This window comes from Microbulbifer discodermiae (assembly GCF_040742695.1).
Classification (GTDB): domain Bacteria; phylum Pseudomonadota; class Gammaproteobacteria; order Pseudomonadales; family Cellvibrionaceae; genus Microbulbifer.
Window position 1 is genome coordinate 44,912 of the sequence record NZ_JBFLAB010000009.1, and the last position, 26,375, is coordinate 71,286.

Sequence of the window (26,375 nt, forward strand, 5' to 3'; positions counted from 1 at the left end):
CCCGGCTAGAAATCTGTGTCTAAGCCCAATTGTGCTTAAGCCTATGCTGGGCCACTGGCCCGCCGGTCAACGGCCGGGCCAATGTCCCGCTCGCACTGTGCTTCACGCACCCAGCCCGTTAAGTTAGAATGCGCACTCTTCACAGCGGTCGCCGAGGTGGGCAGGGTTGAATGAATTGGGCTGACTGGACCATTCTGGCAATCGTGGCCATATCCACGCTGATCGGTCTCAGTCGGGGTTTCGTTAACGAGACCCTCTCAATGGTGACCTGGGTGGCGGCCTTCGTCATCGCAATGATGTTCCGCGACCAGCTGGCCCCTCTGCTTTCCGGCCTGGTGGACACCCCGTCCGTACAGGTCATCGCGGCCTTTGCCATCCTGTTTGTCTTCACTCTGCTGGCGGGCGCCGGTCTCAGAATGACCCTGTCGGCATTCGTCGAGGCAACCGGACTCTCCGGCACCGATCGCGTCCTGGGCACCGTATTTGGCATAGTGCGGGGCGGTATTGTGGTGCTGGCACTACTGATACTGGCTCCGGCGCTGATCCCCGTGGAGCAGGATGGCTGGTGGCGGGACTCGGCCCTGATTCCCCACTTTTTGGAGTTTGAGGACCGCGCCCGGGTGCTGGCGGCGGCGCTCAAGGGCTTTTTCGTTCAATTGTTTTAACCGGGGCTCCCGCCAGGGGTTGCCACTCGACCAGTAGGACTCGGACTATGTGTGGTATTGTCGGCATTGTCGGTAAAAGTGACGTTAATCTGCAGCTGTACGATGCGCTCACTCTGTTGCAGCATCGGGGCCAGGATGCCGCCGGTATAGTCACCTGCGACAAGGATCAGCTCAAGCAGCAGAAAGCCAATGGCCTGGTGCGCGATGTTTTTCGGGCCAGGCATATGCAGCGCCTGACCGGCAACTTCGGCATAGGACATGTGCGGTATCCCACCGCCGGCAGCTCCGGCCCAGCACTGGCACAGCCTTTTTACGTAAATTCCCCCTACGGCATTGCCATGGCGCACAATGGTAACCTGACCAACTTGCGCGAAGTGGTGGAGGAAATCTATCTGCAGGACCTGCGGCATATCAATACGGATTCCGATTCCGAGGTATTACTGAACGTATTTGCCCATGAACTGCACAAACTGCACAAGCTGCAGCCCAAGGCCGCGGATATCTTCGCTGCCACCAGGGCTGTGCACCAGCGTGTGCGGGGTGGCTACGCCTGCGTCGCGCTGATCGTCGGATATGGCATAGTCGCCTTTCGCGACCCGCACGGTATCCGCCCCCTGGTATACGGCAAGCGCGAGACCGACCGCGGCAGCGAATATATGGTCGCTTCCGAGTCAGTGGCTCTGGACGTGCTGGGTTACACTCTGGTGCGGGACGTGGCACCGGGAGAAGCGATTTACATCGAACTGGATGGCACTGTGCACTCTGAGCAGTGTGCCGAGAACCCGTCCCTGAATCCCTGTATCTTCGAACATGTCTATTTTGCGCGGCCGGACTCGATCATGGACGGGGTTTCGGTGCACAAAGCGCGCCTGCGCCAGGGCGAGCACCTGGCGGAAAAAATTCTGCGGGAGCGCCCGGATCACGATATCGACGTGGTGATCCCTATCCCCGACTCTTCCCGTACCGCGGGCCAGACCGTCGCCTATAGGCTGGGGGTCAAGTTCCGTGAGGGCATGGTGAAGAACCGCTATATCGGGCGCACTTTTATCATGCCGGGCCAGAAACAGCGCAAGAAATCCGTGCGTCAGAAACTCAACGCCATTGAACTGGAGTTCCGTGGCAAGAATGTTTTGCTGGTGGACGACTCCATAGTGCGCGGCACCACCAGCAAGCAGATTATTCAAATGGCCCGCGAGGCGGGAGCGGCCAAAGTCTACTTTGCGTCGGCGGCGCCGGCGGTGAAATACCCCAACGTCTATGGCATCGATATGCCGTCGGCAGATGAATTGGTGGCCCACGGCCGCACTACCGATGAGGTCTGTGCGGAAATAGGTGCTGATTGGCTGATTTATCAGGAACTGGGCGACCTGGTAGAATCTTCCGCCGAGGGCAATGAGACCATCGAGCAGTTCGAATGTTCTGTTTTTGACGGCAAATACGTGACCGGCGATGTGGATGAGGAGTACCTGGAGCGGCTGCACGCGGCGCGCAATGACAGTGCCAAGAGTGAAAAGGGCAGCCAGAACTCTATGTAGTCGACTGTCGGGTACACAGGCCAAAACAACAGAGCCCGCGCGCAAGTTCGCGGGTTTTTTGTTGGCGGCTCCATCATTGCGGCTCGCTCAGGGTACCTTCCGTCTCCACCTGTGCGGATATTTTAAGTGCCATTGCCGCAACTTTGTTTACAATAGATTTCTCTGTGCCGCGATGGTAGCGGCAAAGCCTCTTTACACGCGATCCGGGAAGGCGTCTATGTTCGAAGACGAAGGCTATGGACTCGAAACCCTGGCGGTGCGCGCCGGCCAGTCGCGCTCCGGGGAGGGGGAGCACGCGGAAGCCATGTACCTCACCTCCAGCTATGTGTTTCCCTCGGCGGCGGAGGCCGCCGCGCGATTTTCCGGCGACAACCCGGGTAACGTCTATTCCCGCTACACCAACCCGACGGTGCGGATGTTCGAGCAGCGTATCGCAGCACTGGAGCAGGGCGAGGCCGCAGTGGCCACTTCCAGCGGTATGGCCGCGATTCTCAGCCTGTGCATGGCGCTGCTGCAGAGTGGCGACAAGGTTATCTGCTCGCGCAGTGTTTTTGGTACCACCACTGCACTCTTTAGCCGCTATCTGAAAAAATTTGGTGTGCGTGTCGCCTTCGTGGACCTCACCGATATGTCGGCCTGGCGGGATGCCCTGGACGGCGATACCAAGTTGCTGTTTATGGAGACCCCTTCCAATCCGCTGTGTGAAGTGGCCGACATCCGCAAACTGGCGGACCTGGCCCATAGCGCTGGCGCCATGCTGGCGGTGGACAATTGTTTCTGCACGCCCGCACTGCAGCGTCCCCTGACACTGGGAGCCGACTTCGTGGTGCACTCAGCCACCAAGTACCTCGATGGCCAGGGCCGTTGCGTGGGCGGTGCAGTGATCGGCAGGCGGGAGTTCATCGATGAACTGGTGGTGTTTTTGCGCACCGCGGGACCGACCATGAGCCCGTTTAACGCCTGGGTATTTCTCAAGGGTCTGGAAACCCTGCGGTTGCGCATGGAGACCCATTCGCGCAATGCACTGGCGCTGGCGCAATGGCTGGAAAAGCAGCCATCGGTGGCGCGGGTCTACTATACGGGCCTGCCGGGACATCCGGGTCACCGTTTGGCAGCAGAGCAGATGGCGGCTTTCGGCGGTGTGCTCAGTTTTGCGGTGGAGGGCGGCAGACAGCAGGCGTGGCAGCTTATCGACGCCTGCAAAATTTTTTCCCTGACCGCCAATCTGGGGGACGCCAAGAGCACCATTGTGCACCCAGCGACCACGACCCATGGCCGTCTCAGTGAAGAGGAAAAGGCGCGGGCAGGCATCGCGGAAAACCTTATTAGGGTTTCCGTGGGGCTGGAAACTGTCGAGGATCTGCAGCGCGACCTGGCGCAGGGCCTGTCCACTTTGGACTGACGGGAGGAAGTATCCCGCCGCCAGTTGAAACCAGAGCTGATGGCGGCGGAATTGGCCCGTGAAGCGGCGCCCCCCGGCCGCCTATGATTAATAACAAGAATTCAGCCCGCCCGCTATCCGGAGGCTAGTTTCCGGGGTGTGGCGGCTGTGACAACGGGACCGACATGCAAAAAATCATCTCCGCCATCATCGCTGACACGGGCAAGGTACTGCTGGGCAAGGAACATCAGGTGAAACTGGCGCTGGCCTGCCTGCTGGCGCGCGGTCACCTGTTGATCGAGGATCTCCCCGGCATGGGTAAGACTACCCTGGCACACGCCCTGGCCCAGGTGCTGGGCCTGTCTTACAAACGGGTGCAGTTCACCAGCGACATGCTGCCGGCGGATATTTTGGGCGTTTCGATTTTCCAGCGGGATTCCGGCAGCTTCCGTTTTCACCCCGGCCCTGTATTCAGCCAGCTGTTGCTGGCGGATGAAATCAACCGCGCCTCGCCGAAAACCCAGAGCGCACTGCTGGAGGCGATGGAGGAGCGCCAGGTCAGTATCGACGGCGAGACCCATTCGCTGCCGGAGCCCTTCTTCGTTATCGCCACCCAAAACCCCATTTACCAGTCCGGTACCTTTTCGCTGCCTGAATCGCAGCTGGACCGCTTCCTGATGCGCGTGAGTCTCGGCTATCCCACCCGGGAGGCGGAGCGGGCCCTGTTTCAGGGAGTCGATCCCCGCGCCCAACTGGCGCAGTTGCAGCCGCGGATCGATGCCGGTGGTTTGGCGCGGCTGCAGGCACTGGTGGGCCAGGTGAAGGCCTCGGAGAGTTTGTTGGACTACCTGCAGCGGTTGGTGTCTCACACCCGTCACAGTGCGGAATGCGCCGTCGGCCTTTCGCCCCGCGGCGCTTTGGCGGTATTGCACGCCGCCCGGGCCTGGGCGCTTATCCATGGCCGCGCTCACCTGGTGCCGGAGGATATCCAGGCGGTACTGCCGGCGGTTGCCGGCCACCGCCTCGCCGGCGACAGTGGTGACGGCGGTCAGCTGGTGGAGCGCCTGCTGCACCAGGTCGATATCATCGCCGCCTGAGTCCGGCACGATGACCTCATCCAGGGACGACGCCGTTTCCCCCGTGCGGCACTGGCAGTCGGCCATGCAGCGCTGGATCAACCGGCGCGCACCCGCGGCCCCAAGCGTTACCCTGGATCACCGCAAACTGTTTATCCTGCCCACCCGCGCGGGCCTGGCGACACTGCTGTTGATCGCCTTATTGTGGCTGCTGGGGACCAACTACGAAAACAACCTGGTACTTGCGCTGGCTCTGCTGCTACTGAGCCTGCTGGTGCTGCTGCCTCTCCATACATTCGGCAACCTGTCCGGTATCCGCCTGCAGCGACTCGATAGCCCGCCCGCCTTTAGTGGGGATTTTGCCGCGCTGCGGATCGCCGTGTCGGGCCGGGGAGGGCGCTCCCGGGAGGGGGTGGAAATTTTCTGGCCAGGGCAGCAGGCGCTGCGGCTGGATTTGATGACGGCGGAAGGGGAAGAGGCTCTGGTCACGTTGCCGGTCAGCGGGCGCGGCCGGGTGCGGCCACCGCGACTCTATATCCAGAGCCGTTTTCCCCTGGGGCTGTTTCGCTGCTGGAGTCGCGTCGACCTTGACGTGGAGTTCCTGGTTTACCCGCAACCCAAGAGCGCCGGGCCCTTGCCGGACAGTGGGGTGGAAGGCGAGGGCGAAGCCCTACACAGGCAGCGCCGGGACGGCGACGATTTCGCCGGACTCAAAAGCTACCGCCCGGGAGACTCTCTGCGGCAGGTGGCGTGGAAGCAGTATGCGGGCGGGCGCGAACTGCACAGCAAGGAGTATCACAGCAGCGCCGATCCGCGACTGTGGCTGGATTGGGATCAACTGGCCGGGCGCGATGTGGAGACGCGCCTCAGTAACTTGTGCCACTGGGCGCTCCAGGCCGAGCGGGAGAACAAGGCCTACGGGCTGCGCCTGCCCGGTGGAAAAATCGAGCCGGGGCTGGGTGTGGAGCACCAGCAGCGGGTGCTCACGGCGCTGGCCCTGTTTCCGGTGCGGGGCCCCAGGTGAATCAGATAGAGAGCTTGTTGCCGCGGGAGAGCCTGCTGTGGATATTTGCCGCGCAACTGGCGGTGCTGACGCCACACTTCCTGCGCCTGCCGGGTTGGCTGGTGGCGGCCTGGGTGCTGGCGGTATTGTGGCGGCTGGATGCCTACCGCGGACGCCGTGAGTTGCCGGGACGTCTGGCCAAGTACATGGCGGTGGGGATAGTGGCAGTGGGGCTGCTGTCGTCCTATCGGCACTGGTTCGCACTGGAGCCTATGGTCGCGCTGCTGGCCATTGCCCTGACCCTGAAAAATCTCGAGTTGGTATCCAGGCGGGATGCTTTTCTGAGCCTGCTGCTGTCTTATTTTGTCGCCGCGACGCTGTTTATTTTCGACCAGTCGATCCCGGTTGCGGTTTACGGTGTGCTGAGCATCCTGGTGGTGACTGCGGCACTGGCGGCCCAGTGTGGCCGCCACAGTGCCCGGCCGCGGCGGGCGCTGGGACTGGCGGCAGCCCTGTTGGCGCAATCGGTGCCACTGATGCTGGTGCTGTTCGTGGTAATTCCGCGGCTGGGGCCCCTGTGGGCAGTGCCGCAGGACAGCGGGGAGGCCACCACCGGCATCAGTGATTCGATGACCCCCGGGGATTTTTCCCGGCTGTCCAAGTCCGACGAGCCGGCGCTGCGGATTAGTTTCGACGGCCCGGTGCCGCCGCCGGAACAGCGCTACTGGCGGGGTCTGGTGTTGTCCCGCTTCGACGGCCGCAGCTGGGGCCGCTATCCCGGCTTTGGCAGCGATGACAGGGGGTGGGGCCAACCGCGCCCGGCGGCTTCGCAATTGCCGGCGGTCGGGCCGCGTTACCGCTACCAGGTGATCCAGGAGCCGACCCACAAACCCTGGCTTTTCGCGCTGGCGCGGCCGCATTCGGATACCGGGGGGGTCGGCGAAACCCGCGACGACCGACTGGTAAAATCGACGCCGGTGTACAGCCGCTTTGCCTACCAGGTGCGCTCCTGGCCGCGGTCTACGCTGCCGGTGCCGGAAGTGCTGAATACCACAGACCGGCGGCGCAACCTGCAATTGCCCCGCGGTGGGAATCCGCGCGCACGGGCCTGGGCGGCGCAACTGCGCGAAAAAAACCTGTCCCCACAACAGGTCTCGCAGCAGATACTGGATTTATTCACCCGCAGCTTTATCTACACACTGCAGCCGCCGGCCCTGGGCGCAGACAGTGTGGATGAGTTTCTGTTTGATAGCAGGCAGGGTTTCTGCGAGCACTTTGCCGGCAGTTATGTGTTTATGATGCGTGCGGCGGGGATACCGGCGCGTGTGGTAGCCGGTTATCAGGGCGGTGAATGGGTGGCGCGGCAGGAGTACCTGTTGGTGCGGGACTATGATGCACACGCCTGGGCTGAAATCTGGATTCCCGCACGGGGCTGGCAGCGGGTGGACCCCACCGCGGCGGTATCGCCGGAGCGGATTCGCGATGGGCTGCAGAGGGCGGCGGCGGATGAGTTTATGCGCGATGCGCTCTTGCCACTGCACCGCATCGCCCTGCTGCATCGATTGCGCCTGGAATGGGACATGCTCAACTACCGCTGGTACCAGACGGTGATCAGCTTCGACAGCGACAGACAGAGAACGCTGTTGCAGCGTATACTGGGAGAAATCTCCCCGGCCCGGCTGGCACTGCTGTTGGCGATACCCGCCGCGGTGGCCCTGAGCATTCTGCTGTTGTGGATTTGGAGCACCGGGCGGGAGCAAAAGCTGCCAGAGGCGCAGCGCCTCTACCGGAACTTCTGCCGCCGCCTGGCCCGGGCGGGCATAGGGCGGCGTTGCGGAGAAGCACCGCGGGACTTCGCCCGCCGGGTGGCGGCTGAGGAACCGGGGCTCGGGCTCATGGCAGACAAGATCACCACCGCATTTGAGATGGCCAGCTACGCCGAGGACCCGCGGGCCGGCAGGCAGCTGCGGCGCCTGCTGCGGAGCTTCCGCCCCCGCCGCCGCTGAGTGCTGTCCGGAGCTGTAATACTGTATACCAACCCCCGGAATTTCCCGATGTCTGTTTCCGCTCTGGCGGCAAGACTGCACAAGTTTTTGCTCGGCTATGCCGGCACCTCGCTCGCCACCGGATTACAGATAATCCTGCTGCCGTGGATTGCGGTGGCGGTGGTGAACTTGCCACCCCTGCAACTGGGCTGGGTGCAGGCATCGGTACTGTTGCCCAATTTGGTGTTGCTGCTGTTTGGTGGCGTGGTCGCGGATCGGCGGGATTCCGCGGCCGTGTCCGCTCTGGCCTGCCTTGGCCTGGCTGTCTGTCACATAGCTTTACTGCTGTATTTTGATATCCGCATTCCGAACCTGGCGGTATTGTTGCTCTATGGCGTGGGTCTGGGCATCTGCACTGCCTTCCTGCAGCCGGCGCGGGACAATCTGGTACAGCGGGGTGTGCGGCCGGTGGGAGAGCGCAGCGCCGGTATCCAGCACACGGTGACCTGGATGATGCTGGCCCAGTACGGTGGCCAGGCGACGGGTATGCTGCTCGCCAGCCGCTTCGACCACTGGGGCGTCGTGACCCTGCTGTCGCTGCAAATCATCGCATTGCTACTGGCGTCAGCGTTTTTCTATGCCCTCAGGTTGCCTGCCCCGGCACCACAGTCGCGGCAACCGCCATCCATGGCCCTGATTCGCGACGGCTTTATCCAGGTCTGGCAGCGGCCGCCACTGCGCGAGCTGGTGGCCCTGGTAGGTTTCAACGGCTTTGTCCATATCGGTGTTTTTTTGGTGGTGTTGCCACTGCTGGCCAACGAATATGGACGCGGCGCCAGCTACTATGCCACCCTGCAGATAGCCTTTATCGCCGGGACAGTGACAGCTACAGTGGTAATGCTGCGGCGCGGTCAGGGAGCGCGGCCGGGGCGCGGTATCCTTATGTGCCTGCTGTACAGTGCGGCGCTGCTGATCGGTATCAGCCTGGGCCCCACACGTTTTGGCCTGCTGTTGCTGTGTTTTTGCTGGGGTGCGGTCGCCGCGGCGTCCGCGGCACTCGGTCGTGCCATTGTGCAGCTGCTGGCACCGGAGGAATTCCGCAGCCGCATTATTTCCATTTACCAGCTTTCCTTGTTCGGTTCCGCCGCGCTGGGGGCGCTCGGCGCCGGTGTGTTGAGTGAATATGCGGCCCCCATTACCACCCTGGCCTGGGCGGGAGTCCTGAGCCTCGCGGCGTTTGCAGTATTGCTGCTGAGCGGCGCCTTGCGGCGCCTATCAGTAGTTGCACAGGAGAAGCTGGACTATTAACCCGGGAATTGCCGGCTTGTTAAAATGGATTTTTGAATTTCAAAATAGTCGATCTGCTATCGTCGGCATCCGCCTTTCGGGTATCCCCGTTGTTGTCCACAATTATCCATAGGGAGCTTCCATCCACTGCCACCCCTTCGGCAAGGCCATACTTTCCGGTGTTGTAGCCCCAGTCGGACGATGTGGCAACCTCCTTGAACGAATAGCAGGGTTTGCTTTCATACTGCTGGGAAAGCTGGCACACCTGATAGTGATTTCTTTCCAGAGCAATGATTTTGTCGTTGTAGGCCTCCAGCCCCGTATAGTCCAGGGGCAGATCTTGTCCGGAAGACTGGGGTTCGGGCTGAACATGGAAAGACGCAGAGCCCCCATCCAGGGCAATAATTCCTCTCGGTTCCCTTTCGGCGGCCAGCAGGAGTGCACCGTCCTGTAGCGTGAGTCCCTCTATGTAGGCATTGTCCTTTTGAAAAAGTCCGGCTTTGTTTCCACTTCGATACAGATCGTCCGCGAGCCATTCCATCTTGCCGGAAGCATCGATTTTCAAAATTGAGAAATAGTACTCACTGGCCAAAAAGGTATTGCCAAATCGGTCACAGGCGATACCTTCCCAATCCATACCCCCGGATATACCGGCCAGTTCCGCCACAAAGCGCCTGAAACGCATTGTGAAACTGAAGTCCTGTTTGGGCGGTGCGGGAATACTGGACAGTGTTTTCCAGGTTTTTACTTCAGCTACCCCCTGTTTGGCTGCCCCCTGCGGGTGGAAAACCAATTTGTAGATTTCCTGTTCATGTTTATCGGAGACAAAGACGATTTCTCCGCTACAGATGGCGAGCCCCGACGGTTGCAGACCCGGTTTTCCATCCACAAGGTAACCTGCCTCAAATTCCAGAGGTTGCTCATCGGCAATGGAAAATGCACTGAATACTATCGCCAATGCGGGCAAAAAAACTGCTTTTTTCATGATGGAAAGTTCATACCTTACTGAAGAATTAGGCGCTTTGCCCATATCGATGTGAATTTTATGGGATAGGATTTTGGTGGATTTTTGGCTTGGCCGTGTTGAGTGCCTTCCTATATGGTCTGACAGCGCACAGTTGTGCTTGTGCACTGCCTGGCAGCGCGGGTGGAATCACAGGGAAATCACTTGTCTTTTAGGATTTCGCGTGCGGCATTGTGTCCCGGTACTCCGGTGACACCGCCCCCCGGGTGGGTGCCTGAGCCGCACAGGTAGAGACCCGCTACCGGCGTGCGGTAGTTGCAATAGCCCATAAATGGGCGGTTGCTCCAAAGCTGGTCGAGCCCCAGAGCGCCGTGAAAGATGTCGCCGCCCACCAGGCCGAATTTGCGCTCAAGGTCCAGGGGTGAGTGGATCTGGCGGGCGATAATGGCATCGCGGAAATTGGGTGCGTATTCGGACACAGCGTCGACAATGGTGTCCGCCGCTGCTTCCCGGCAGTCATCCCAGCTTCTGCCATCCGCCAGTGTCGGTGCGAACTGCTGGCAGAACAAACTGGCAACATGTTGGCCGGGGGGAGCCAGGGAATCATCCACTGTGGATGGAATCAGGATTTCCACAATGGGTTTTTTCGACCAGCCAAATTGTTTTGCATCCAGGTAGGCCTGTTCCAGGTAAGCCAAGTCGGGGCCGATCACTATCCCTGCCTGGTGGTGTTTCTGCAGATGGGTGCCCGGGCGACAGGTGAAATCCGGCAGTTCCGACAGGGCCACATTCATACGGAAAGTACCGGAGGCGACCTTGAAGCCGCGCACCCGGCGTAGGAATTCGTCGTCCAGGTGTTGGGGGTCCACCATGCTGCCGAACAACAGTTTTGGCCCTACATTGGCAACCACCTTGCGCGCCCGAAGGGTGTCGCCGTTGGCCAGGCGCACACCAGAGGCCCGTCCGTTGTCCACACGTACTTTGCTCACCTCGGCACCGGTGCGCACCGTCACGCCGAGCCGCTGGGCCTCTTTCAGCATGGCCTGGGTGATGGCTCCCATGCCACCCAGCGCATGGCCCCAGGCACCCTTGACACCGTTCACTTCACCGAAGACATGATGCAGCAGTACATAGGCGGAGCCGGGGGTGCTCGGCGCCGCATAGTTACCCACTATAGAATCGAATGCCAGGGCAGCCTTCAGGTGGTCATTTTCGAACCAGGCATCCAGTATATCGGTGGCGCTTTTGGTAAACAGGTCCAGCGCGTCCCGCCGTTGGGCCATAGTCAACTGGCGTGCGCGCAGGCCGAAACTGCCGGCCCGCAAGAGGTCCACAAGGCCGCCACCCACGTTGGGGGGTGTGCGCAGCAGCTCCGTGCGCAATATATCGGCGACGGATTCCAGCATCGCGTAGAAGGCGGGCAGGGCAGCGGCATCTTTGCTGGAAAAGCGCGCAATCCCCGCGCTGGTATCCGTAAAGCTGCTGTGGAAGGACAGGCTTTCAGTGTCCGACAGGGGGAAAAAATTGGCTTGTGGGCGCAGCTTTACCCGCAAACCGTGCCGGTGCAGGTTGAGGTCCTCTATCACCTTGGGGTTGAGCAGGCTCACTGTGTAGCTGGCTACAGAGTTGCGAAAACCGGGGTGAAACTCTTCGGTGACGGCCGCACCACCAACGATATCGCGGCGTTCCAATACGGTGACTTTCTGCCCGGCCCTGGCCAGGTAGCAGGCGCAAACCAGGCCATTGTGGCCCCCGCCGACGATCAAAACATCCGTCATAGTCTTTCCCACACAGCATTATTAACTCGGCGATTCAATCGATGATCCTCTATCCATTGGACTGCCGTGTTTGAAAACCTGCACAACTGCACAAAGTTAGTTGTATTTCACAGCTTCGCACCGGCCTAACCCCGGTGACGGCACATCCTTGTATTGCATAAATCCGGCAATTTATTGAGTTGCCGGATTAATAATCATCTGGGGGTTATGCCAGAGATTTCCCTAAAAAGAAACCGGAGAGGGGCAGGTATGTCAATTTGGCTGGGAGAGTCAGAGCCAGAATCTATGGTGGGACGGCCATCGGACGGGTTCTGCACAGCGAACAGGACCAAAGAGGCGGCGCTTTCTGACAGGGGGCTGACTTTAGACAGCGCGTAGAATATTTGTCTGAATATTGCTGTAGATATTGACAGAATAAGGAGACATGGTGGTCGGGGAGGATAATCTTCTGTAGATGTTTACAGCAGGTTCTTCTACTGCTGAAGGTGCGATCGGGGTCTTTTGCGAGAGGACTTTAGGCGTGGGAAAAATAATGAACTAAGCGTCATTATTGATGTAACACCGCGATTGTGTCATTGACAAATTGGCGTAAAAAGCCTCATTCTGCGCGGGCTTCAACTGAAGCCCGACAACAATCATAAATAAAAATAAGGATTATCTTATGCAATTTCCGTGTCGAACCAAGTCCCTCAGCAAGGCGTTCGCTTTCTGCCTGCTCGCCTCTCCCATGATCGCCGATGCACAGAGTGACAAGGCTTTCGAAAACGCCAACAGTAACGCGAATTTCCTGCGCTGCGGCACCAAGCACCCGACCACCGAGGAAGCGGCCCTCAAGGAGCGCCACCTCAGCAATCTGCGCGGCAAGCCTGGCAGCGGTGGCGACAGTGGCTATACGCCTCGCCCCGCCGGCTCTGTGAGCGTGGATGTTCACTTCCACGTGATCACCGACACCAGCAATAATGGCGCATTGTCCAGTGGTGATATCAACAACCAGATGAATGTTCTGAACGCTGCCTTTGCGGACACTCCGTTCACTTTCAACCTGGCTTCCACCACCACTACGGCAAACAATGCCTGGTACAACCTGAACTCCGGCTCCGCTGAGGAAACCGCCATGAAATCCGCGTTGCGGGTGGGTGATGCGACTGACCTCAATATTTACGTGGCCAACATCGGCGGCGGCCTGCTGGGCTGGGCGACCTTTCCCAGCAACTATGCCTCCAACCCGGTGCGTGACGGCGTAGTGGTGCTGACCGGCTCACTGCCCGGCGGCGATGCCGCCCCTTACAATGAAGGGGACACCATGACCCACGAAGTGGGGCACTGGCTGGGCCTGTATCACACCTTCCAGGGTGGCTGTAATGGCGATGGCGACTTTGTTGCCGACACGCCAGCAGAGAGGTCACCGGCAAATGGTTGCCCCGTAGGTCGCGATTCCTGCACCAAGGGTAAGAATGCCAGTGGCCTGGACCCGATCCATAATTTTATGGATTACACCTATGACTCCTGTATGTACGAGTTCACCACCGGCCAATCCAATCGCGCCGACGAGTTGAGCAACGTCTACCGCGGCCTGTAAAAAGCCGGGAAGGGGGGCTTTCCCCCCTTCCTCCACTGGGCTAGACTCCCGGTATGAAAAAAATCCTGCTCGGTTTCCTGATCCTGCTGTTATCTGCGCCTGTGGCCGCCCAGCGGCGCCTGGCAGTTCCGCCCTATCTGACCTGCGATCCCAACCAGCTCACCGCCTGGATGGGCGAGATCCTGCATTTGGATCGCCAGGGCAACAGAATCAGTCTGCGCATGTCGACGGACTTCGACACGCAGGAATCCCTGCAGGTGGACTATCAAACCGAGGCGGCATTGATGGAGCATATGCGGCTGGACGGCGTCCCTTTTTCCCAGGGGGACTGGAGCCGGCTCTACCAGCCGGACGGAAAGTTTCGCGACAAACTGCGGGCCGTAATCTGGCTCTGCGAAGATCGGGAAACTCAACCGGTGATCAACTGGCAGCCGCCCGGATAACCGGCTGTTGCCTTTCCCCAAGACCTGCATCCAGATGGCCCACCCGGTGGCTTTTCGTTGGGAGTGATACCGGCTTCAGTCGATGCCGGTAAATCTCTACCGGTTCCTACATGTCCCAGAGGGAATTGGTCGCCATGGACAGGGTAATGCGCTCTTTGTCCTGAATCTGTTTCAGATCCTCAAAGACTTCCTTTACCTCGGCGGACTCGATAGCGCCGTAAACCGCCTGGTAAAGCTCGGAAAAGTAGCGGTCCACCGCGCGCCCCAGGGTATTGATTTCACTGATGGTGGGTGGATCGCTGAGATCGATATCCCGCAGGAAATCACTGGCTGACTCCTCCTGGGTGTATTGCAGCCAGGTTCGCATCACCTTGAGCTGTGCGACGTCGCTGTAGTTGGCCAGATTTCTCGCCATGCGCTGCTCGTGTTCCAGCATGTGCCTGAGTAGTAACTGGGTGCGGTTGTCCGGCGATTTTTGCAGCAGTTGTTGGTAGAGATCCGCCATATCCAAATGGAACTTCTCAGCGTCCTTGAGCACCTCACATGCCTGCTTGAAAGTTTTCATGGGCCTGCCTCTCGGTACTGTGTCAATATGGGGTTGCGGCACTAGAGTGTAGATGGTCTCGCATGGAGCGCTCCTTCGCTAGGGTTTTCATCAATTGATCCAGTCGATCAGGGTTTGGGGAAATATGCCGAAAACCAACAGACAGGCGGATAGGCATATCAATAATATCTGCCCGGACAGTCTGATCTGTAGGTTATTTGCAGTTAAGAGCAAAAGCGGACTTTCCCTGTCATCCTTTTGCATCATGGTGAGCATTAGTTTCAGATAGTAGAAGAGTCCCAGGGCGCTGCCGAGCACCACGGCGCCCAGAAGCAGCCAGAGGCCGGCCTGAACGCCGGCGGCAAATATATAGAATTTGCCGATAAACCCGATGGTGAGCGGTATCCCCGCCAGAGAGAGCAACATCGCCGCCAGGCAGCAGGCCAGCCAGGGCGAGCGCCAGAAAAGTCCGCGATAGTAGCTGCGCTGGAAGGGATCTGTCACAGCGTCTCCCGGCTCTGTCCCACTGTCCGGGGCATTTGACCAGGCCGCATCCGCCACCAGGCTGACCACGGCAAAAGCCCCCAGGGTGGTCACCACATAGGCCACCAGGTAATAGGCCACGGCTTCCACCCCAAATGCCGTGGCGCCAAACATCAGCGCCACTATGAGGTAGCCGATGTGGGCGATAGAGGAGTAGGCCAGCAGCCGCTTGATGTCGGCCTGCATCAGCGCCAGCAGGTTTCCGATTAACATGCTGGCGATCGCCAGCACCACCAGCATATTGGAGATCACCGGGAATGCCAGCAGGTCCAGTTGCGCCAGCAGGCGCAACAAAATTGCGATTACGGCCCCCTTGCCCACAGTGGCGATCAGGGCGGTGACCGGTGTCGGTGCACCCTGGTAGACATCCGGTGTCCAGATGTGAAAGGGCACCAGTGACAGTTTGAATGCAATGCCGACCAGCAGAAGGATTAAGCCGCTGGGCAGGAGAACACCGCCGTCTGTCCGGGCCACTGCACTTGCGACGCCGGTGAAATCCAGGGTGCCGGAGGCGGCATAAATCAGCGCTATGCCAAACAGGCCGAGGGCTGTGGACAGGGCTGACAGCAGCAGATACTTGAGGCCGGACTCCAGGGAGTAGGTCCTCTCCCGCTCGGACGACTTGACTCCGGTGACCGCGAATCCCAGCAGTGGATAGAGGGCCAACCCCATCAGCTCCAGGGCGAGAAACAGGACCGCAAAGTGACTGGCAAAAGTCAGGGTACAGGCGCCCAATAACACCAGCAGCAACAGTATGTAGAACTCCTCCGCCAGGTCGCCGCTGCCAGTGGTGTGAGAACAGCGTTGGCGCAGGTGGTTGAACCCCAACACCGCTACCGCGACGGCAGCCAGCAGCATCAGCACCGAGATAAACAGTGCCGTATGGTCAACCAGCATCAGACTTGTGACAGAGATGGATTGGGTGTCCAATTGCTGCAGTTGACGGGCAGCGCTGTAGCAGGCGTAAATAGTTGCGGTGAGAATCAGCAGGCTGCTGGCCAGGGCCCTGCGGTGTCCGCGCCAAAAGGAAACCTGGAGCAACAGCAGGGTGATGCCGGCTGTGAGTACCAGTAGCGGCAAAATACCGTGGAGTTCCTGCAGGTTCATTTCAATCCCCTTTGCTCTGCGCGACCTGGCGTGACAGTTTGGGTGGTGCAGCCTGACTGCTATTGATCGGCGCGCCCTGCAAGGGTTGTATCGAACCGGCAACGGCGGGTGCGCTGATGTCGAACACCGGTTGCGGTCGCAGGCCGAGCAGCACCAGTGCCACAGCGAGAAACAGCAACGCAGCGGTTTCCCGCAGGTTGAGATCGGCCAGGGCTTGCGCTTTACCCGCTTCCGGCGGGGGCCCGCGGCGCTCGCCAAAGAAAGCCCGTTGCATCATCTGCAGGGCGTACATGGCCGCACCCACCAGGCCGATGGCAGCCACCACCGCAATGGTCCGGTTGCTGTCGAAGGTGCCCAGCAGCACCATAAATTCGGCGATAAAGTTGCCGAGCCCCGGCAGGCCCAGGGAGGCAACGGCAAAAAACAGCGCAATGGCGGCCAGTTTCGGCACCTGGCTCCAGAGATCCCCCATCAATTCCATGTCGCGCGTATGCAGTCGGTGTTGCAAGGCGCCTACCAGTGCAAACAGCGCCGCTGTGCTCACGCCGTGGGCCAGCATCTGCATCACTGCGCCCTGGATCGCAACCGTATTCAGCGCATAGAGCCCCAGGAGCACGAAGCCCATATGGCTGACACTGGAATAGGCCACCAGTCGCTTCATATCCCGTTGCGCGAAGGCCAATACGGCCCCGTACACTACGCCTATGGCACCGATGGTCATTGCCATGGGGGCAAAGGCCGCGGAGGCCTGGGGAAACAGCGGCAGGGTGAAACGCAGCAGCCCGTAGGCGCCGGTTTTCAGCAGTATCGCCGCCAGCAGGATACTCCCCGCCGTGGGCGCCTGGGTGTGTGCGTCCGGCAGCCAGGTGTGCACCGGAACTGCGGGCAGCTTCACCACAAAGGCGACGAAGAAACCGAGCATCAGCCAATACCCCGTCTGGGGAGAGAACTGGGCCGCGAGGAGATCCCGGTAGTTGAAGGTGACCACACCAGTGTTTTCGAAGTGGACATAGACCAGGCCCACTATCGCCATCAACATCAGCAGACTGCTGGCCTGGGTAAAGATAAAGAATTTGATCGCCGCAAATATCCGCTGTTCATAGCCCCAGATGGCGATCAGCAGCAGCATGGGGATCAGCATTACTTCCCAAAAGAAAAAGAACAGAAACAGGTCCATAGCGGTGAACACGCCCACCACGCCGGCGAGGGTCCACAGATAATTGAAATAGAAAAACCCGCGGCGGAAACTGACCTCCCGCCAGGTCACTATCAGACCAAATAAACCCATCAGTAGCGTCAGCAGGATCAGCAGAAATCCCAGGCCGTCCAGGGCCAGGAAAAAGCTGATACCGAAACGCGGGATCCAGCTCAGTTGCAGGCTGTCCCACCATAGCCCTGCGGGCGCCGCGGTCATGTCCGCGGTGGCGAGGCCCCAGTAGCGCAGCAGCAGTATCGTTGCACCGGCGATAGCCAGCAGGGAGATCCACTGGCTGCTGCCGCGCAGGTGGCGTTCCCCCCACCAGGCGAGGATGCCACCGGCAAAGAGGAGCGAGATGATTGCCAGTATTGTCATAGGGCCACCAGTAGGGCGAGGAACAGAATAGAGCCGGCCACCAGCGTGGCCATATACCAGCGCACCTGGCCGTTTTGCGAGGCGGCAAAAAACAGGTTTAGTTGCCGGCTGGCGTAGGCGGAGCCTTTGTACACACTGTCGATAATGTCATTGCGATTGAGGTGTGCCAGCGCCAAAACGGGTCTTGCCAGTAGCTGCTCATAGAGCCAATCGAAGCCCCAGCCGTCGCGCCAGAAGGTTTGCAACCGGGCCGGAAGCTGAGTGGGTACCGGGCGCCGCAGGAACAACCGCCAGGCGATGGCCAGCCCCACAAGTGGCGCTGCGATGGCTAGGGTCTCCGCCAAGAGGGGGGCGTGTCCCGAAGCGGCCTGTCCGAACACCGCCTGTAGTGGCGGTGTCAGCAGCCCTCCCAGCAGCGCCAGTGCGCTCAGCAGCAGTAATGGCAGTGCCATGGCAGGGGTGTTTTCATCCTGGCAGCGGACCGAAGCGCTGCCATCGCGGCCGAAGAACACCAGAAACAGCAGTCGAAAACTGTAGATACCGGTGATCAGGGCGCCCAGTACCCCGGCCAGCCAGAGGCCGCTGAACCCCTGCTGCGACTGCCAGGCTAGGATAAGAATCTGGTCCTTGCTGAAAAAGCCGGAGGTGAAAGGGAGTGCGGCGAGACAGGCACAACCGATGGTAAAACAGATAAACGTAAACGGGATTTTTTTGCGCAGGTTGCCCATGGCAAAAATATTCTGCTCGTGGTGCAGGCTGAGAATCACTGAGCCGGCGGCCAGGAACAATAGGGCCTTGAAAAAGGCGTGGGTCATCAGGTGAAAAATCGCCCCGGACCAGGCGCCCACTCCCAGGGCCAGGAACATATAGCCGATCTGGCTAATGGTGGAGTAGGCCAGCACCCGCTTGATATCGGACTGCACCAGGGCGCTGCACCCGGCGAGCAGCAGCGTGAGGGCGCCGACCCAGGCAACGGCTGTCAGGGCAATCTCGGATTGAGTGAACAGGGGGTGCATTCGGGCGATCAAATACACACCGGCGGTGACCATGGTCGCCGCGTGGATCAGGGCGCTCACCGGGGTGGGGCCGGCCATGGCGTCGGGCAGCCAGGTCTGCAGCGGTAGCTGGGCCGATTTGCCCACTGCCCCGCCCAGCAAAAGCAGCCCCGCGATAGTGATTGTGGTGGGGTCCACCGCGGGTTGCACCACTGCATCGTTGAGTTCGCGAATGCTGAGGGTGGCAAACTGATCGAATAACAGGAAGAGCCCGATAGCCATGGCGGTATCGCCCACCCGGGTGACGATAAACGCCTTGCGAGCGGCGGCGCCATTGGCCGGGTCGCGATACCAGAAACCAATCAGCAGATAGCTGCACAGGCCCACGCCCTCCCAGCCCAGGTACAGCAATACCAAATTGTCCGCCAGTACCAGTACCAGCATGGCGGCGACAAACAGGTTGAGGTAGGCGAAGTAACGGCGGTAGCCGTCGTCGCCGCGCATATAACCGGCGGAGTACAAGTGGATCAGAAAACCGACCCCGGTGATGACCAGCAACATCACCATGGTGAGCCAGTCCGCAACAAAACCGAACTCCAGTTGCAGGTTGGCAACCCCTATCCAGTTCCACAGGGACAGCTGCAGCTCCGCCTCCGGCGCACCTAAAAATACACCGGCCGCCAGATAGAGGCAGATCAGCGCCGCCAGGCCGACGCTGCCGACGCCGATGATGGCGCTCACCAGTTCCGCAGGCTCGCGCCGGCTGCACAGGGGGATCGCCGCGAGCAGCACAAAGCCCGCACAGGGCAGCAGGGGTATCCACAAAAGCAGTTGGTGCATGTCAGCCTCGCAACCAGTTGAGACGGTCTATGTCGACTGTGTGCCGGCTCCGGTAAAACTGGAGCACCAGGGCGAGGGCTATGGCAATTTCCGCCGCCGCCAGAGTGATGACAAACACGAACATCACCTGCCCATCGGCATTGCCCCAGTGAGATCCGGCGACCACAAATGCCAGTGCCGCGGCATTGGTGCAGATTTCCACGCTCATCAACATAAAGATGATGTTGCGGCGGATCAGCAGCCCCGCCAGACCGAGACAAAACAGCATCGCGGCCAGGGCTAGTCCCTGGTACAGGCCCACCGGGCCCAGGGCGTCAATCCACATGGTCCATCTCCCCGAGGTTATGGCGACTGGGTCGCGCCAGATGGAATGCTCCGACAAGGCCCGCCAGCAACAGCATGGAGGCCAGCTCTACCGCCAGCAGGTAACGGCTGAACAAGGCTATGCCCACTTCCTTGGCTCCCACCCGGTGATGTGTAGGATCACCGCCGCCGGCATCTGCAAACAACAGCCATAGCATTTGCAGTAGCAGCAGCCCCGACAGCAGGCCGGGACCGACCCACCCCCGCGGCTGCATCCACTGATTTTCCTGCGCCACCGCCGCATCCCCCTGGTTGAGCATCATGATGACGAAGATCATCAGCACCATGATTGCACCGGCGTAGACGATGACTTCCAGGGCTGCGGCGAAGGGCGCGCCGAACTGGTAAAAAATTACCGCCACCGCCAGCAGAGAGACGATCAGGTAGAGCAGCGCGTGTACCGCGTTGCGACTGAAAATGACCAGCGCGGTGGAAATCAGCGCGATGATCGCGACGAAGTGGAAAGAAATGCCCGGCATTTCGATGACTCCAGGTCGGTTATTGTTGTGCGCAGCCCACACCCTTTTTCACAGGTTCAGGCTTTTGACATCAATGGGGGCGGCTTCATTTTCCGCCTGTCCCTTGGCCTTGGCCCCGATCGCTTTGCCGGCGACCTGGTAAAAACTGTATTCGTGGTATTTCCCCGGCCCGTTGATCAACAGGTCCTCTTTTCCGTACACCATGTTCTGGCGATCGTACTCGCACATCTCGAAATCCGGTGTCAGCTGAATGGCGTAGGTGGGACAGGCGTCCTCACAAAGGCCACACATGATGCAGCGGGAGAAATTGATGCGAAAAAACTCCGGCCGCCAGCGGCCGTCTGTATCCTCGGTTTTTTGCAGTGAGATGCAGTCCGGCGGGCAGGCAACCGCGCACAGGTTGCAGGCCACACAGCGCTCTTCGCCGTCCGGATCCCGGGTCAGCACAATGCGCCCGCGATAGCGTGGGGCCAGGTAGGGTTTCTCATCCGGGTACTGCACAGTGGCGTTGCGGCTGAACAGGTGTTTGAACACCAGCCACATGCTGCGCAACTGGCTAGCCAGCATAGGGTGCCTCCAGGTCTAGTTGAGCCACAGCAGAATTCCTCCTGTCGCGAGCAGGTTGAACAGGGCAAGGGGCAGCATCACCGTCCAGCCGAAGCGCATCAGCTGGTCGTAGCGCGGGCGCGGCAGGGCGGCGCGCAGCAGAATAAACAGCATCACCAGAAAAGCGGTTTTCAGGCAAAACCAGAAGAGGGGCGGCAACCAGGGTCCCAGCCAGCCACCGAGAAACAGTGTGGTTATCAGAGCGGAGGTCAAAATGACAGAGAGGTATTCCCCCACAAAGAACATGCCGAATTTCATGCCCGAATACTCGGTGTGGAAACCGGCGGTGAGTTCGTGTTCGGCCTCTGGCAGATCGAAAGGCAGGCGGTGGCTTTCGGCGATGCCGGCGATGAAAAACACCAGGAAGCCGGCGAATTGCGGCACTATGTACCAGCCATTTTGCTGCGCCGCTACTATGTCGCGCAGATTGAAGGACCCGGCCAGCATCACCACGCCCATCAGGCTGATGCCCATAAACACTTCGTAGGATACCGTCTGTGCGCCGGCCCTGAGACCGCCCAGCAGGGCGTATTTGTTGTTTGACGCATAGCCGCCGAGTATCACGCTGTACACTGCCAGGGAGGTCATGGCGATAAAGAACAGCAGGCCGATATTGAGGTCGACAACGCCGATGGTGGGGGTGATGGGAATGACCACGAACCCCAGGAGCATCGCCGCCATAACGATGGTCGGGGCGATAATGAATACCGGAATGTCGGCGAAGCGGGGGACAAAGTCCTCCTTGAAAAACAGCTTGATCATATCCGCCACAACCTGCAGCAGCCCGAAGGGGCCCACCCGGTTAGGGCCGGGGCGGTCCTGCCAAAATCCCAGCAGTCGCCGTTCACCCCAGGTGAGCAGCGCCGCCAGCAGTACCACTGTGACCAGTATGCCGACTATGTGCAGCAGGTTGATGGAAGCCGGGCCTGTCATCGAACATCTCCGCTGTGAGTGGTGTCTTCGGCGACCAGTGCTTCCACTTGCCCTTCAACGGGCAGGGCGGCGGAGAATGCCTGGCTGTGGGGAAGTCCGCAGGACACCGCCAGGATACCCTCGGGCTGCTCGCCGGATATCCGCGCATCCACTTTAAGAATTTCCCGACCCACCGACAGGCGCAGTCGGCCGCCGTCGTCCACCTTCAGCCGCGCGGCGTCGCGGACGCTGATAAGAGCGAAAGGCGGCGGCAGGATACTGGCGATGGAAGTCGCGCTGTTGCTCAGTTCCCCGGAGCCGTACAGCCGGTACAGCGGCACCAGCCGCTCTGCGTGAGAATCTATGGGGGGGCCATCCCCTTGCCAGCTCCAGGGAGGGATGGGCTCTGCGGCCCTTTGCAAACGGATATCCGGAGGCGCGCTTTTACGCGGCCCCCCCACACCCTCCTGAAACTTGTACAGCGATTGATTCGAATTCCAGCCCGGAGCCCAGATGCTGGCCTGCAGGGGCGATCTGTTGGCGTTGTGAATACCCTCCATACTGAAACTGAGGGGCGCGTCCGGGTCTCTGTGCGGTGGCATTTCCGCCACTTCGGCCTCGGCGTGGATGGCGGTGCGTCCGCTGTAGCGGTGGCTCTGGCGGGCAGTCTTCATACCCTCGATACGGAAATTCTCGTCCGGGCCGAGATCTGCCAGAGATACGAACTGGGGAAAGGCCACAACCAGGGCGTCGGTGACCTGTGGTGCGTGCTGCCAGTCGGGGAATACTGGGGACGAATCGCCCCCGGTCCGGCACAGGGCCGCCGCGTCGGCCAGCCAGCGCCAGCTTTCCTGAATAAAGCCGACGCCCTCATAGACTGTGTAGAAGCGCTGCGCCTGCCCGTTGCTATTGATATAGGTGCCCTGGGATTCTGCGGTGGCGGCGGCGGGAAAAATCAGGTCGGCGCAGCGTGCGGTGGCGTTAAACAGGCTGTCCAGCAGAATGACCTGGTCCGCCTGTGCAAACAGTCTGTCCAGCAACTGTGGGTCGGCTCTGCGGGTGAGATCGTTTTCCAGGACCACCAGGGTTGTGGGCAGGGTGCCGGCATCGCCATCCAGCACCAGCTGCTCCAGGCTCCCCTTTTGTGGCGCAAACATCTGCGCTATCCCGAGGCTGTTGACTTCCGGGCATACCAGGTAGGTAGCACAGGGGGAGCGCCGCACCTCCCCAAGCGCCGCGGCCAGGGTGCCGGCGCCCTTGAGAATACCTTCGTCGCGGCTGCTGCATCCGGACACTATCAGCGGATGCGCGGCAGTCTTCAGAATCTGCGCTGTGCGCCGCGCCAGGGCGATTTGTTCCGGGCCGGCTCCGTCTGCTTCCGGTTCGCGCTCCAATACCAGCTCGGCCACCATAAAGGCGAATCGGGCCGTCTGTTCCGGCGTGCCGAGCAGTGTTTCCGCGACAAGATCCACACAGGCGGGGGCGTAACTGCCGGCGAAGATGACCGGTGTCAGCGGTTCGCTCAGCTGCCGCACTGCGGCGTCCTGCCACAGCGGAATGCCCAGGGCTTCAGCCTCTCGCCGCTGTACATTGCGCGCCGCCTGCCGCACGGCCAGGGAAATGCGGGGAGCGGTATTGTCCAGGTCCTCACCGAGGATCAGTACAGCATCCGCTTCCTCTATCTCCGGTGTTGAGGGGCTGAACACCCTCGGGTCCCGCTGAATGGTGTCCACCAGGTGCAGCAGGTGCAGGTCCGGCGCCGCCAGTCCGCTGTAGAAGTTGTCCGGGCTCACCAGTTGCCTGAGGGCGAAGTTGTTTTCCAGTGAGCTGCGGGGAGAGCCGATGCCGACCAGGCGGCGCTGTGATTCTCCCGCCGCGTCCAGTGCCGCAGCAAATTGTTGCAGTGCTCTGGCCGGGTCGATTTCCCGGTGCAGTTTGTCGCCGCTGGCGGCGGTGCTGCCGATCAATTCGCTTTGCCGGGCGCACAGTGCGCCTTTGATGCGCCCGGCGCTGTTGACATAGTCGTAGCCAAAGCGCCCGCGATCACACAGGAAGTAGCCGTTGATGTCGCGGTTGAACAGGTTGACCACCCGGCGCAGGGTGTCGCCGCCGTTGCCGGGCTGGCGCGCGCCCGGGGCTGTGTTGCACCCAACGGCGCAGTGCTCGCAGACCGAGGGTGCGGTTTGCAGGTCCCACTTGCGGACAAAGTGTTGGCTGAAGGTTTTGTCGGTGAATACGCCGGTGGGGCAGACTTCCACCAGATTGCCGCTGAAGCCGTTTTCCAGCAGTCCCTCCCGCGGGCGGCCAAAGTAAATCTGGCTGTTGCGTCCAAGGGCTTCCAGGTCGGTACCGCCGGCGTAGTCCCGGTAAAAACGCACGCAGCGATAGCAGGTGATACAGCGATTCATCTCGTGGTTGATGAAGGGGCCCAGATACTGGTTTTTGTGGGTGCGTTTCAGCCCCCGGTAGCGCCGCTGGGTGTGGCCGCTCATCTCGGTCATATCCTGCAGGTGGCACTCCCCGCCCTCCTCGCACACCGGGCAGTCGTGGGGGTGGTTGGTCATGAGATCTTCGATGATGCCGCCGCGAAATTCCCGCGCTGTCTCTGCCTCCACACCGTAGATTCCGCCATCCTTCACCTGGGTCATGCAGCCCATGACCAGTTTGCCCTGCCGGTCGTCCTTATCCCGGTATTCGATCAGTGCACACTGGCGGCAGGCGCCCACCGAGCCCATGGCCGGGTGCCAGCAGAAATAGGGCAGGTCAATATCCAGCGACAGGCAGGCACTGAGAAGGTTCTGCCCGTCGCCTATTTGGTACTCCTTGCCGTCTATGGTGATGTTCGGCATCTATCCGGGTCCTTGCTAGCCGGTGGTTCTGTGCTCGATCGCCTGCACCCTGTCGTAGGGGCAACAGCCGCCGGTGACGTGATCGATAAAATCCTGTGCGAACATTTTCAGCGCACTCTGCAGAGGTTCCGCGGCACCCGGGGCGAGGGCGCAGAAGGTGTTGCCGGGTCCCATACGCTGGGCCTGTTCCTGCAACAGCCGCAGGTCCTCGCGACTCCCGTGGCCGAACTCGATCCGCTCCAGCAACTGCACCACCCACGGCAGTCCGTCGCGGCAGGGGGTGCACCAGCCACAGGACTCGCGGGCGAAAAAGCGGGAGAGATTGAGTACCATCCCCACCGGGCAGGTCTGGTCGTCCAGCACCGTGATGGTGCCGGTACCCATGCGGCTGCCGGCCCTGCCGATTACGTCGTAGTCCATTGGCAGGTCCAGGTGTTCCGGGCCGAGGAAATCGGTGGAGCCGCCGCCGGGCAGAAAGCCCCTCAGGTTCAGGCCGTCGAACATGCCGCCGGCGTGTTCTTCGATAATTTCCCGTATCGGTGTCCCCATGGGCAGTTCCCAGGTACCTGGGTTTTTCACCATGCCACTGACGCCGAACAGTTTGGTTCCGGAATCCTGGCCGCGCCCCAGGGAGCGATACCAGCCGGCACCCATCTCGATCAGATCGGGAAGGTTGCAGAGTGTCTCGACGTTGTTGACTACTGTGGGCCTGCCCCATAGACCGCTGACCTGTGGAAAGGGGGGTTTGGCCCGGGGGATAGCCCTTCTGCCCTCCAGCGCGTTCAACAGCGCTGTTTCCTCGCCGCAGATGTAGTTGCCGGCACTGCGGTGTACATGGATAGTCAGGCTGTAGTCGCGGCCCTGTATCTGTTTGCCCAGCAGGCCGGTGGCAGTGGCGGCGGCGATGGCTTCCTGCAGACGCGTTGCGGCCAAATGGTATTCACCGCGAATAAAGATGTAGGCGCTGGTGGCGCCGATGGCGTAGGCGGCGATGGCCATTCCCTCGATCAACAGATGTGGGTCCCGCTCCATCAACAGCCGGTCCTTGAAGGTGCCCGGTTCCATCTCGTCCGCATTACAGACCAGGTATCTGATCTCGGGGCCCTGCCCGACGGGCGGAACGAAACTCCACTTCAGGCCAGTATTGAATCCGGCCCCGCCGCGGCCGCGCAGACCAGCGTCCTGCACGGTGGTGACGATGTCTTGCGGAGACATGGAGAGGGATTTAAGCCAACCCCGATAGCCGCCATTGTCGCGATAACGGTCAATATCCGCAGCTACGTTTTCCGTGCCGATATTTTTAGTCAGGGGCTTGGTCAGCATGGTGGTGTTTCTTATCTTCCAGGATTTTCTCGATGCTGCGCTCATCGAGGTTGCTGTACGTCTCCTCGCCGATCATCATCACCGGCGCCTTGTCGCAGTCCCCCAGGCAGGGGGTTTCCAACAGCGTGAAGAGGCCATCGGGGGTGGTTTGTCCGGGCGCGATCTGGAGCCGCTGTTCTATGTTTCTCTGCAGCTGCTCGCAGCCTTTGATCCAACAACTGACACTGTTGCACAACAGGATCACTTCCCTGCCCACCGGCTGGCGAAAGATCAACTGAAAAAAGGTGGCGACACCCTCCAGTTGCGCGACGGGGATCTGCAGATAAGCGGATACGGCCTGCAGGGCCTCGTCCGACACCCAGCCGCGATGTTTCTGCACGATACGCAGCGCTTCCAGTCCCACCGAGGCTTTGGTTTCATAGTGCGCAAACTCCGCGTCGATCTCCCTTCGCTCTGCTTCACTCAGGGAGCTGCCGCCGGGCCTGGCTGCTGTGTTGTGCTCCATCAGATCGATCACTTCCGCTTCTTCGAAGGTACTGGTCATT

Annotated in this window: 22 protein-coding genes; 9 read left to right on the forward strand and 13 right to left on the reverse strand. The window is 60.5% G+C overall.

Annotated elements, in window-relative coordinates:
* Positions 1 to 170: 170 nt before the first annotated feature.
* The 7 genes from AB1S50_RS05315 to AB1S50_RS05345 all read left to right on the forward strand — a co-directional run bounded on the left by AB1S50_RS05315 (position 171) and on the right by AB1S50_RS05345 (position 8,953).
* The gene (locus AB1S50_RS05315) at positions 171 to 665 is read left to right on the forward strand and encodes a CvpA family protein (RefSeq protein WP_367149433.1); all 495 of its coding nucleotides are present in this window, start codon (positions 171 to 173) and stop codon (positions 663 to 665) included.
* A 47-nt stretch (positions 666 to 712) separates the two neighbouring features.
* Positions 713 to 2,200: an amidophosphoribosyltransferase gene (purF, locus tag AB1S50_RS05320; RefSeq protein ID WP_367149434.1), complete on the forward strand. Its 1,488-nt coding sequence runs from the start codon at positions 713 to 715 to the stop codon at positions 2,198 to 2,200.
* 217 nt (positions 2,201 to 2,417) lie between these two features.
* Entirely contained in the window at positions 2,418 to 3,602 is a 1,185-nt protein-coding gene (locus AB1S50_RS05325) for an O-succinylhomoserine sulfhydrylase (protein ID WP_367149435.1), read from the forward strand.
* Positions 3,603 to 3,766: 164 nt separating this feature from the next.
* Positions 3,767 to 4,678 carry an AAA family ATPase gene (locus tag AB1S50_RS05330; RefSeq protein ID WP_367149436.1) on the forward strand — a complete coding sequence of 304 codons (912 nt, stop codon included), beginning with the start codon at positions 3,767 to 3,769 and terminating at the stop codon, positions 4,676 to 4,678.
* A 10-nt stretch (positions 4,679 to 4,688) separates the two neighbouring features.
* The gene (locus AB1S50_RS05335; RefSeq protein ID WP_367149437.1) at positions 4,689 to 5,681 is read left to right on the forward strand and encodes a DUF58 domain-containing protein; all 993 of its coding nucleotides are present in this window, start codon (positions 4,689 to 4,691) and stop codon (positions 5,679 to 5,681) included.
* Positions 5,678 to 7,666, forward strand: a complete 1,989-nt coding sequence (locus AB1S50_RS05340; RefSeq protein WP_367149438.1) for a transglutaminase TgpA family protein — start codon at positions 5,678 to 5,680, stop codon at positions 7,664 to 7,666. The genes AB1S50_RS05335 and AB1S50_RS05340 overlap by 4 nt, the downstream gene beginning before the upstream one ends.
* 48 nt (positions 7,667 to 7,714) lie before the next feature.
* The gene (locus tag AB1S50_RS05345) at positions 7,715 to 8,953 is read left to right on the forward strand and encodes an MFS transporter (RefSeq protein WP_367149439.1); all 1,239 of its coding nucleotides are present in this window, start codon (positions 7,715 to 7,717) and stop codon (positions 8,951 to 8,953) included.
* A 19-nt stretch (positions 8,954 to 8,972) separates the two neighbouring features.
* Here the strand turns inward: AB1S50_RS05345 and AB1S50_RS05350 are convergent, their stop codons facing one another.
* A complete protein-coding gene (locus tag AB1S50_RS05350) occupies positions 8,973 to 9,917 on the reverse strand; it encodes a hypothetical protein (RefSeq protein ID WP_367149440.1) in 945 nt (314 codons plus the stop codon).
* Between the two features lie 179 nt (positions 9,918 to 10,096).
* Positions 10,097 to 11,674 (reverse strand): phytoene desaturase family protein, encoded by a 1,578-nt coding sequence (locus tag AB1S50_RS05355; RefSeq protein WP_367149441.1) that lies wholly within the window; start codon positions 11,672 to 11,674, stop codon positions 10,097 to 10,099.
* Positions 11,675 to 12,335: 661 nt separating this feature from the next.
* Here AB1S50_RS05355 and AB1S50_RS05360 point away from each other — a divergent pair.
* Positions 12,336 to 13,253, forward strand: coding sequence for a zinc metalloprotease (locus AB1S50_RS05360; protein ID WP_367149443.1), 918 nt, complete (start codon positions 12,336 to 12,338; stop codon positions 13,251 to 13,253).
* 53 nt (positions 13,254 to 13,306) lie between these two features.
* Positions 13,307 to 13,696: a hypothetical protein gene (locus AB1S50_RS05365; protein ID WP_367149444.1), complete on the forward strand. Its 390-nt coding sequence runs from the start codon at positions 13,307 to 13,309 to the stop codon at positions 13,694 to 13,696.
* A 106-nt stretch (positions 13,697 to 13,802) separates the two neighbouring features.
* Here AB1S50_RS05365 and AB1S50_RS05370 read toward each other — a convergent pair whose 3' ends face one another.
* The 11 genes from AB1S50_RS05370 to nuoE form a co-directional block, all read right to left on the reverse strand.
* Positions 13,803 to 14,261: a hypothetical protein gene (locus AB1S50_RS05370; protein WP_367149445.1), complete on the reverse strand. Its 459-nt coding sequence runs from the start codon at positions 14,259 to 14,261 to the stop codon at positions 13,803 to 13,805.
* A 90-nt stretch (positions 14,262 to 14,351) separates the two neighbouring features.
* Positions 14,352 to 15,890, reverse strand: a complete 1,539-nt coding sequence (locus tag AB1S50_RS05375; protein ID WP_367149446.1) for an NADH-quinone oxidoreductase subunit N — start codon at positions 15,888 to 15,890, stop codon at positions 14,352 to 14,354.
* Between the two features lies 1 nt (position 15,891).
* Complete coding sequence (nuoM, locus tag AB1S50_RS05380; RefSeq protein ID WP_367149447.1) at positions 15,892 to 17,463, reverse strand: NADH-quinone oxidoreductase subunit M; 1,572 nt, start codon at positions 17,461 to 17,463, stop codon at positions 15,892 to 15,894.
* Entirely contained in the window at positions 17,460 to 19,298 is a 1,839-nt protein-coding gene (gene nuoL / locus AB1S50_RS05385; RefSeq protein ID WP_367149449.1) for an NADH-quinone oxidoreductase subunit L, read from the reverse strand. Before nuoL ends, nuoM begins: the two co-directional genes overlap by 4 nt.
* 1 nt (position 19,299) lies before the next feature.
* On the reverse strand, positions 19,300 to 19,623 hold the full coding sequence (nuoK, locus tag AB1S50_RS05390; RefSeq protein WP_455363734.1) for an NADH-quinone oxidoreductase subunit NuoK: 324 nt from the start codon (positions 19,621 to 19,623) through the stop codon (positions 19,300 to 19,302).
* Positions 19,613 to 20,140: an NADH-quinone oxidoreductase subunit J gene (gene nuoJ, locus AB1S50_RS05395; RefSeq protein ID WP_367149450.1), complete on the reverse strand. Its 528-nt coding sequence runs from the start codon at positions 20,138 to 20,140 to the stop codon at positions 19,613 to 19,615. Before nuoJ ends, nuoK begins: the two co-directional genes overlap by 11 nt.
* 48 nt (positions 20,141 to 20,188) lie before the next feature.
* Positions 20,189 to 20,707: an NADH-quinone oxidoreductase subunit NuoI gene (gene nuoI / locus AB1S50_RS05400; RefSeq protein ID WP_367149452.1), complete on the reverse strand. Its 519-nt coding sequence runs from the start codon at positions 20,705 to 20,707 to the stop codon at positions 20,189 to 20,191.
* A 15-nt stretch (positions 20,708 to 20,722) separates the two neighbouring features.
* Positions 20,723 to 21,679: an NADH-quinone oxidoreductase subunit NuoH gene (gene nuoH / locus AB1S50_RS05405; protein ID WP_367149454.1), complete on the reverse strand. Its 957-nt coding sequence runs from the start codon at positions 21,677 to 21,679 to the stop codon at positions 20,723 to 20,725.
* Positions 21,676 to 24,507, reverse strand: a complete 2,832-nt coding sequence (gene nuoG / locus AB1S50_RS05410; protein ID WP_367149456.1) for an NADH-quinone oxidoreductase subunit NuoG — start codon at positions 24,505 to 24,507, stop codon at positions 21,676 to 21,678. Before nuoG ends, nuoH begins: the two co-directional genes overlap by 4 nt.
* A gap of 15 nt (positions 24,508 to 24,522) precedes the next feature.
* Positions 24,523 to 25,830: an NADH-quinone oxidoreductase subunit NuoF gene (nuoF, locus tag AB1S50_RS05415; protein WP_367149457.1), complete on the reverse strand. Its 1,308-nt coding sequence runs from the start codon at positions 25,828 to 25,830 to the stop codon at positions 24,523 to 24,525.
* Positions 25,808 to 26,374, reverse strand: coding sequence for an NADH-quinone oxidoreductase subunit NuoE (nuoE, locus tag AB1S50_RS05420; RefSeq protein ID WP_455363735.1), 567 nt, complete (start codon positions 26,372 to 26,374; stop codon positions 25,808 to 25,810). The genes nuoF and nuoE overlap by 23 nt, the downstream gene beginning before the upstream one ends.
* Between the last annotated feature and the right edge of the window lies 1 nt (position 26,375).